Genomic DNA, 8,797 nt, shown 5'->3' with positions numbered 1-8,797 from the left:
GGCGTAAGCCGCGAAGCTGACCCTGCCCCAGGCCTTGGTCCGCGTGCAATCTGATGCTGCCATTTGCTTCGCGGCTTACGCCGCTCCCACAAAGCCCGCCCGGGAACTGCGCATTTAGCCGAGGTGCGCGCAGCGCACCTGCAACTTCAGACCGTATCAATCAACCAAAAACCAGCTTGCCCTTCATCATTCCCCAGTGCCCCGGGAACGAACAGAAGAAGGTGTAGTCACCACCACGCGTCAACTTGCTGGTCGCAAAGCGCACCTGCGTGGTCTGCCCGCCGCCGATCACCGGCGTGAACGCAATCACCCGCGCATCATTCTTCGGCAGATAACTGTCAGCCAGGGTCGAGCGCATGCCGGCCGTCGCTACCTGCTGGAAATCCGGCGTACGCGTCAGCACCCAGTTATGCCCCATCGCCGTGGCCGGCATCCTGCCGGTGTGCTTCAGGGTCAGGTCCACCTGGGTGCAATCGGCGGCAACCCGGATCTGCGGCACTGAGAACTGCATCCGGTCATTGCTTTCGATGCTGACCGCACAGGTACGCGCCAGCGCAGGCGCGGCGGGCAACAGGCCGGCGAGGGCCAACAACAGCAGGCTGGAACGCTTCACGGTGAACTCCACGCTATGACAACCAAAGTGTCCTGATTCTAGGCAAATGTGTCTGATTTCACCTGTGACGCGATGTCGCAGGCTGCGCGCAGCTGCCATGCCAGCGATACTGCAGCCCCGTTCCTGCCTTGCCACCCATGCAACGACCGCATGCCCTGCTGCTGGATTTCGACGGCCTGCTCGCCGATTACAATCACCGTATCCATCTGCGCCAGCTTGCCGAAGCTGCCAACTGCACACCCGAGCAGGTGGACGCGGCTTTGCGCACGGACGGGCTGGAGTTCGCCCATGCCCGTGGTGAACTCGATGCTGAGCAGTTGCTGCTGGCCTTGAATCAACGTTTGGGGAGCATATTGGACGCGACGCACTGGCACGCTGCACGGCTCGCTGCGACCAAGCTGCGCAACGATTGCGTGGCGGTGCTGGAGCGCGTGCATGCGGATGTGCAGGTTGCGGTGCTGACCAACAATGGCCTGCTGACGCGGCCGGTGATCGAGCAGATGCTGGGCGGCCGCCGCGTGCTGTGCAGCGCGGCGCTGGGCGTGCGCAAGCCTGATCCGAAAGCATACCTGGCGGCCTGTGCAACGCTTGGATGTGCGCCTGCACGAAGCCTGTTCGTCGACCACCTGTTCCGCAATGTACAGGGCGCGCGCGAAGCCGGGCTGCATGCCGATACTGCGTTTCATGCGCAGTCGCTGCGGCGCCTGCTCAAACGCCATCATCTACTGCGCTGACCCAGCTTCTCGACGCGATTGAAATTCATTTGATATCCGTTGGCGACACTGGCCTCCCAAGCCACTGGAGCCACCGATGAATCTGCCCTCGCGACTATTGCTGTCCCTCCTGCTACTCGCACCGGCATTGCCACAACCTGCATCGGCCGCAACCGACAAGGTGCTGATCGTAGTCAGCGGCGAAGGCAAGGATGCCGGCAAGCAGCGCCCGGGCTACGAGTTCGATGAGCTGTCGCAGGCATGGCTGGTATTCAAGACCAACGGCCTGCAGGTGGAGGTCGCCAGCCCCAAGGGCGGCGCGGTGGAGGCCGACAAGTACAACCCGGACGAGCCCTTCAACGCTGCATTGTTGGCCGACGCACAGGCGATGCAGCAACTGGCCGCCACCAAGGCCACTACCGCGGTGAACGCCTCCGACTACGCCGCCGTGTATGTGGTCGGCGGCAAGGGCGCGATGTTCGATCTGCCCCGCGACCAGGCATTGCAGCAGCTGTTGGGCAAGGTCTGGGACAACGGCGGCATCGTGGCCGCGGTCTGTCACGGTCCGGCCGCCTTGGCCGAGGTGCGGCTGGCCGATGGCAGCCTGCTCGTCGCGGGTCGCCAACTCACCGGCTTCAGCAATGAAGAGGAAGCGATATTCGGCAAGAAGTGGGCGCCGCAATTCCCATGGCTGCTTGAGGATGCACTGCGTCAGCGTGGCGCGCAGTGGCAGGAAGCGCCATTGATGATGCCCAAGCTGGTGGTCGATGGCCGCTTGATCACCGGCCAGAACCCGTACTCCACCACCGCCGTGGCAGAAGCCATCGTGCGGGCCACCGGCCGCACACCGGTCGCCCGTACACCGTGGCGCGATGAAACCAGCATGGCCCTGGTGGAACGCCTGTTGAGCGGCGACGCGCAAGGCGCACGTGCTGCACTCGCAGCCGATGTCTCGCGCCATCACGTTGAGCTGATCGGCATCCTCGGCTATTACCAGGCGCAGGTCGCAGCCAGCGATGCCGCCTTGGAGCAGGCCTTGCAAGTCATGGAACTGGCGCTGCCGCACATGCACGAAGCACGCCTGAAACTTGCTGCTGCTGAAGCTCACCTCAAACTCAAGCGACCGGCACAGGCTCGCGCCCTGGTACTCCAGGCACTGGCAAGCAATCCGAAGCTGGAACAGGCTCAAGCCCTCCTGCAACAGATCGACGGTTGAGCCATGCCCCTGCCTGCCCTGCGCATTCTGGTGATCGAGGACAACCGCCTGCTGCGTGACAACCTGCAGGCGCTGCTGTCCGCACATGGATTCCAGGCAAGCTTCGCCGCCGACGGCCGCAGCGGCCTGCAGATGGCGCTGGCCGAGCCACCGGACGTGCTGGTGCTGGATCTGGGCCTGCCCGGCCTTGACGGGCTGCAGGTCTGCCAGCGCCTGCGCGCCGAGTCCGACCGGCATGTCCCGATCCTGATGCTGACCGCGCGCGATGCACTGGACGACCGCCTGCTCGGCTTCCGCAGCGGTGCCGATGACTATCTGATCAAGCCCTTTGCTGGCGAGGAACTGGTGGCCCGCTGCCTCGCCTTGTCGCAACGCCACCGCGCTGGGCAGGAACACGTGCTGTGCATCGGCAGCCTGCGGATCGATCGCCGCAGCCACGACGTGCAACGCCATGGCCAGCACATCGAGCTGCACCAGACCAGCTTCGACATCCTGCTTGCGCTGGCCGAAGCATGGCCGCGTACGCTGACACGCAGCGATCTGGTGCAGCGCCTCTGGGGCGATACCCCACCCGACTCGGACCCGTTGCGCACGCACCTCTATCTGTTGCGGCAAATGCTGGACAAACCTTTTGCCACGCCAATGCTCAAGACCGTGCATGGCGTCGGCTTCCGCCTTGAGTCCGATGAGGGCATACCGTGACGAATCCATCCGCGACGCCACGCAAGTGCCTTCGCAACCGGCTGATGCTGGGATTCGCCGGCTTCACGCTGGTGGTCGCCACACTGTTTGGGCTGTACGTGGCAGTGTTCGCCTATGCAGTTGAGGACATGTTCTTCAATGGGCTGCTGGAGCGCGAAGCCAACGAGCAGCTGCAGCATCATGCGCAGACCGGCGCATGGAAGGCACCACGCGAATCATGGATGCAGGTGATCGAGTCCGCGGCACAGCTGCCCGACAGCATCGCCAGCACGCTTGCGCGCGAACCGCATCGGCGCGAATTCCCGGGCAGCGGCGGCCGTCACTATCACCTGCAGCGCCTGCAGCCTGATGCTGCCGCCAAACCGGCCTGGCTGTTGGCCGAAGTGAGCCAGTTACTGGTGGTGCGGCCACAGCGCGCGGGTTTGCTGCAGCTGCTGGTCTGGTCTGGCGCGGCGGTGATCGCGCTGGCCCTGTTGCTCGGCGCATGGCTGGCAGGTCGCACTACCGCACCGCTGTCGCGGCTTGCCCAGCTTGTCGATAGCGCCGAGCCCGATCACCTGCCTGCCGTGCATGCGCAGCGCTTTGCCGACGACGAAGTCGGCGTGCTGGCACGTGGACTGGAGGCGTTGATCACCCGCATCCGTGCCTTCGTCATCCGCGAGCGCGAGTTCACCCGAGATGCCAGCCATGAGCTGCGCACACCGTTAGCCGTTATCCGTGGAACCACCGAGCGCCTTGCCCGTGATCCGTCGCTGTCGCCTGCGGCACAGCAGGGGCTGTCACAGATCCGCCAGTCCGCGCTGCAGCTGGAACAAACCGTCAGCATGCTGCTGGCCTTGGCCCGCGAACAGGCGCTGCCTGCCACTGGCGAAGCGAACAGGTTGTTGCCGATGATAGAACGCGTGGTTGTCGAGCAATCGTCACTGCTGGACGACAAGCAGATCGAGCTGGACATCGACGTCCCGTTCGCCGCAAACAGCACGTTGCCGCTGGCAGTGCTGCAGGTAGTGCTCGCCAACCTGATTGGCAACGCTTTCGCGCATACAGCGGCCGGCACGATACGCATCGCCGTTGAAGGCAAACGGCTGCGCGTCAGCAATCCCGGCGCTGGCATCAGCGACCATGCCTTGGATGCCTTCAGCAAGGGAGCGAACAGTGCTGGCTTCGGACTGGGTTTGGCGATCGTGCAGCGGCTTTGCGAGCAGCACGGCATTGCACTGGACATCCGCCACGATGACGGACTGACGTCGGTCGCGTTCCCGCTCATGCCAGCGCCAGCCACGCCATGAAGACCCTTCTGCTGACTATTCTGCTGTGCGTATCCGTCTTGGCGGCACCTTTTGCTGCAGCCAATGACAGAAGCCAACTGCATGCCGACATGCAGCGCATCCTTGATGAGGAAGGACTGCAAGGCGCGGTCTGGGCCACCGTCACTGCAGATGGCAGCGCAGCCAACGGTGCCGCAGGCGTACGTGATGCGGCCACCCGCTCGCCCATGCAGGCCTCCACACGCGTGCACGTCGGTTCGGTCACCAAGGCGGTCCTTGCCATCGGCGTGCTACGACTGGTCAGCCAAGGCCGGCTTTCCCTGGATACATCGGTGGCAGAGGTGGTTCCGGCAATCGGCTTTGACAATCGCTGGGAATCCACGCACCCGGTACGTGTGCGCCACCTGCTTGCGCATACAGCTGGCCTGGAAAACCTGAAACTCGGCCAGTTCTTCAGTCTCAAGGCTACCGCTGACGTGCCTTTGGCAATCGCATCTGGCACGGACCACGCACCACTACGCGTCCTCAGCCAACCTGGCAGCCGCTTCAACTACTCCAACCTCGGCTACACCGTGCTGGGACAGGTGGTCGAGGCCGTCACTGGCGAACGCTACGAAACCTGGATGGACCGGGAAGTACTGGCCGCGCTGGGCATGCGGGACAGTACCTTCCGCTACACCACGCAGACCGGTTCGCAGGCAGACCCGCATCTTGCGATGGGCCACTTTGAACAGGCGCGCCCCGCACCGGCCGTACCCGCGTTTCTACGCCCTGCCGCGCAACTGACCACCACTGCCGGCGACATGGCGCTGTTTGCCAGCTTCCTGCTTGGCGACGGCAGCAACGCGGGGCAGCCCTTCATCGCAACGGAGCTGATGAAGGCGCTGACTGCACCGGCTGGAACCGAGGCCGTGCGCGCTGGCCTGCCACTCGGTCATGGGCTGGTGCTGGTCGGACGCGACCGGCACGGCCAGGTGGGTGGCTGCCATCCCGGCAACACCGTCGGCTACTGGGCGATGCTGTGCATATTTCCGCAGCAGCGCAGCGCTTTCTTCGTCGCCACCAACACCGACAACGAGGACGCCGAGAACGAAAGACTCAACCAGCGGCTTGTCGAAGCACTGGCACTGCCGCCCATTGCTTCAGTGCAGGCCGCATCGCCCATCACAACCTCGATGTCAGCGTGGGACGGCTTCTACATCCGTTCACCCCAGGCAATGCCTGCAATTGCGCCACTGCAGGCGCTGACCGACTTCGTTCGCGTGGACACTGTTGGGGGCAAGCTCCGTCTACGTTCGCTATCCAGAGACGCGCAGCTGCTGCAGCCGAACGGCAATCAACTGTTCCGCGCGCACGGCCGGGTTCTAGCCTCGCATGTGCTGTTGATTGGCGAAGACGGTGCACGTGCTCTGAGCGACGGGCTGCGCAACCATATGCGGGTTCCTGCCTGGCGCATCATTGTGCCGGGGCTGCTGTTGTCCATCGCAATGGTCGGCGTTGTCATCGTGATGCTGACCGGTGTTGTGTTTGCGATTCGCGGAAAGCTGCGCCGGCAACACCCGATTTTCCTGCCCGTCCTGGCCGGTACAGCCTTGCTGCTGCCACTGGCCTTGCTCTATCGGCAATCCCTGCTGCAACTGGGTGATCGGACTGTGGCGAGCATGACGTTGGCCGGCGTGAGCTTGCTGCTGCCGTTGGCGCTGCTGACAGGAACGGCAGTGGGGCTGCACGGGTGGCGACGCGCCGAGCGCGGGACACGCCTGCTGACGGCATGCCTGTTGGCGACTTTGCCCGGGGTTGGACTGCTGGTTACATGGCAGCTGCTGCCTTTGCGGCTGTGGCTGCTGTGAACACCCGCCCCCTGACCTTGCATCGGCCAAGGCCGCAGAAACTCGATGCCCCCGAGTGACCGCTGCCAGCGGTACACGTCGGGGGCATCGAGTATCCGCAGCACTGGGCTCGCCAGTGCTATCGCTTGTTTCAGCCGCGTGAGCCAATGTAAGCCGCAATCGCCTCGCGCACGCGCTTCAGGCCTTCCGCAACTTCCTCATCGGTGATGTTCAGCGCCGGCACGAAACGCAGCACGCTGGTACCAGCCTGCAGGATCAGCACCTGCTTCTCGGCCGCCAGATCCAGCAGCACGCCGATGTCAGCGACGTAGTCGGGCTTGAGCACCGCACCCAGCATCAGGCCCATGCCGCGCACCTGCTCGAACACGCCGAACTCTTCGCCAATCGCTTCCAGACCGGCCTTCAACGCGGCCGACTGGCGCACGACATTGGCCTTGATCTCATCGGAGGACAGCTTGCGCAGCGCCACCCGGGCAACGGCCGCCGCCAGCGGGTTACCGCCGAAGGTGCTGCCGTGCGCGCCAACGCCCATGATATCGGCGACCTTGGGGCCGGCCAGCATCGCGCCGATCGGGAAACCGCCGCCCAGCGCCTTGGCCAGGGTGACGATGTCCGGGGTCACGCCCCAGTTCCAATGCGCGAACAGCTCACCAGTACGGCCCATGCCGACCTGGATCTCATCCAGCACCATCAGCGCGTCGTGCTGGTCGCACAGCTCACGGGCGCGGCGCATGAACTCGGCGCTGGCCGGCATCACCCCGCCCTCGCCCTGCACCGGCTCGAACATCACCGCGGCCACGTCACCGCCAGCCATCGCTTCCTCAAGCTGGGCGACGTCGTTGAAGTCGACATAACGGAAGCCACCGGGCAGCGGCTCGTAGCCTTCCTGGTACTTCGGCTGGGCGGTAGCGGTCACCGTGGCCAGGGTGCGGCCGTGGAAGCTGCCGCGGAAGGTGACGATGAAGCGCTTTTCCGGACCGCGGCCCTGCGCGCTGGCCCACTTGCGCACCAGCTTGATCGCCACTTCATTGGCTTCGGCGCCGGAATTGCACAGGAATACGCGCTTGGCGAAACGCGAAGCGTCCACCAGCTCCTGCGCCAGATGCAGCGGCGGCTCGCTGTAGAACATGTTGCTGGTGTGCCACAGCTTGTCGGCCTGCTCGAACAGCGCCGCCTTCAGGTCCGGGTTGTTGTGGCCCAGGCTGCATACCGCGATGCCGGCGGCCAGATCGATGAACTCACGGCCCTGCGTATCCCACAGTCGCGCGCCCTGGCCTCGCTCCAGCACCAGCTGGCGCGGGCGGTAGACCGGCAGGTAGTAATTGGACAGGGACAACAGCGGCTCGACGACAGCGGTCATGGCGTTCCAGATCAGTGGGTGTGAACGGTGCATTGTCCTCCATTCCGCGGGCCTGCGGCACAATGGGCACATGCGACTGTTCTCCGCCCCCCAACTGAACCCGGCCAGCGACAGCGGTTGGCGCCGCCGCTGGTTCGACATCATCCACCGCACCGACACCCCGCCCTCGCGCCGCTTCGACCTGCTGCTGGTCTGGGCCATCCTCGCCAGCGTGCTGGTGGTGATGCTCGACAGCGTGCAGCGCATCCACGTGGCCTGGGCCACCGGCTTCTATATCGTCGAATGGGGCTTCACCCTGCTGTTCACCGCCGAGTACGTGCTGCGCCTGCTGGTGGTACGGCGGCCGCTGCGCTATGCGTTCAGCATCTGGGGCATCATCGACCTGCTGGCGATCCTGCCGTCCTATATTTCCTTCTTCATCCCCGGCGCACAGAGCCTGCTGGTGGTACGCGTGCTGCGCCTGCTGCGGGTATTCCGCATCCTCAAGCTGACCCGCTACATCGAGGAAAGCGGCGTGCTGATGGCAGCGTTGTGGCGCAGCCGCCGCAAAATCCTGCTGTTCCTGTCGATGGTGGTGACCATCGCCATCATCGCCGGCGCCTTGATGTATGTGATCGAAGGCCCGCAATACGGCTTCAGCAACATCCCGACCAGCATGTACTGGGCAGTGGTGACGATGGCGACGGTCGGCTTTGGCGACATCGTCCCGCACACCACGCTGGGCCGCTTCATCACCTCGGCGCTGATCCTGATCGGCTACAGCATCCTGGCCGTGCCCACCGGCATCTACACCGCTGAGCTGGCCGGCAACATGCTGCGCGAAAGCCGCCACGACAACCGCGGCTGCCCGGTCTGCGGGCATGAAGGGCATGAGTTCAAGGCGAAGTACTGCAACCGCTGCGGGCATGAGCTGCCGGAGCATCTGGAGCATTGAGCTGCTTCGCGCAGGTTGTGGGAGCGGCGGGTGTGTGGGGGGGGGGGGGGGGGGGGGGGGGGGGGGGGGGGGGCGGCGGGGGGCGGCGGCGGGGGCGCGCCCGCGACGGGGGCGGCGGCGGGGGCGGCGGGCGGCCGCGGG

8 protein-coding genes are annotated in these 8,797 nt (G+C 65.0%); 6 read left to right on the top strand and 2 right to left on the bottom strand.

Going from position 1 to position 8,797, the window contains the following annotated elements; translation table 11 throughout:
- Positions 1 to 160: 160 nt before the first annotated feature.
- Positions 161 to 613, bottom strand: coding sequence for an azurin (gene azu, locus ACVOLV_RS21560; protein WP_481556139.1), 453 nt, complete (start codon positions 611 to 613; stop codon positions 161 to 163).
- A gap of 137 nt (positions 614 to 750) precedes the next feature.
- Between azu and ACVOLV_RS21555 the strand changes: the two genes are divergently transcribed.
- From ACVOLV_RS21555 to ACVOLV_RS21535, 5 genes are all read left to right on the top strand, one after another.
- Positions 751 to 1,347, top strand: coding sequence for an HAD-IA family hydrolase (locus tag ACVOLV_RS21555; RefSeq protein ID WP_481556138.1), 597 nt, complete (start codon positions 751 to 753; stop codon positions 1,345 to 1,347).
- Between the two features lie 76 nt (positions 1,348 to 1,423).
- Entirely contained in the window at positions 1,424 to 2,542 is a 1,119-nt protein-coding gene (locus tag ACVOLV_RS21550) for a type 1 glutamine amidotransferase domain-containing protein (RefSeq protein WP_481556137.1), read from the top strand.
- Between the two features lie 3 nt (positions 2,543 to 2,545).
- On the top strand, positions 2,546 to 3,244 hold the full coding sequence (locus ACVOLV_RS21545) for a response regulator transcription factor (RefSeq protein ID WP_481556136.1): 699 nt from the start codon (positions 2,546 to 2,548) through the stop codon (positions 3,242 to 3,244).
- A complete protein-coding gene (locus ACVOLV_RS21540) occupies positions 3,241 to 4,533 on the top strand; it encodes a sensor histidine kinase (protein WP_481556135.1) in 1,293 nt (430 codons plus the stop codon). Before ACVOLV_RS21545 ends, ACVOLV_RS21540 begins: the two co-directional genes overlap by 4 nt.
- Positions 4,530 to 6,362: a serine hydrolase domain-containing protein gene (locus ACVOLV_RS21535; protein WP_481556134.1), complete on the top strand. Its 1,833-nt coding sequence runs from the start codon at positions 4,530 to 4,532 to the stop codon at positions 6,360 to 6,362. The genes ACVOLV_RS21540 and ACVOLV_RS21535 overlap by 4 nt, the downstream gene beginning before the upstream one ends.
- A 130-nt stretch (positions 6,363 to 6,492) precedes the next feature.
- On the opposite strand, the gene ACVOLV_RS21530 is transcribed toward ACVOLV_RS21535, so the two are convergent.
- Positions 6,493 to 7,722, bottom strand: a complete 1,230-nt coding sequence (locus ACVOLV_RS21530) for an acetylornithine transaminase (protein WP_481556140.1) — start codon at positions 7,720 to 7,722, stop codon at positions 6,493 to 6,495.
- A 70-nt stretch (positions 7,723 to 7,792) separates the two neighbouring features.
- Here ACVOLV_RS21530 and ACVOLV_RS21525 point away from each other — a divergent pair, with 70 nt between their 5' ends.
- Positions 7,793 to 8,656: an ion transporter gene (locus tag ACVOLV_RS21525; protein ID WP_481556133.1), complete on the top strand. Its 864-nt coding sequence runs from the start codon at positions 7,793 to 7,795 to the stop codon at positions 8,654 to 8,656.
- Positions 8,657 to 8,797 lie beyond the last annotated feature (141 nt).

This window comes from Stenotrophomonas sp. STEN023, from assembly GCF_056760135.1.
This window is presented reverse-complemented; position numbering and strand designations above follow the sequence as displayed.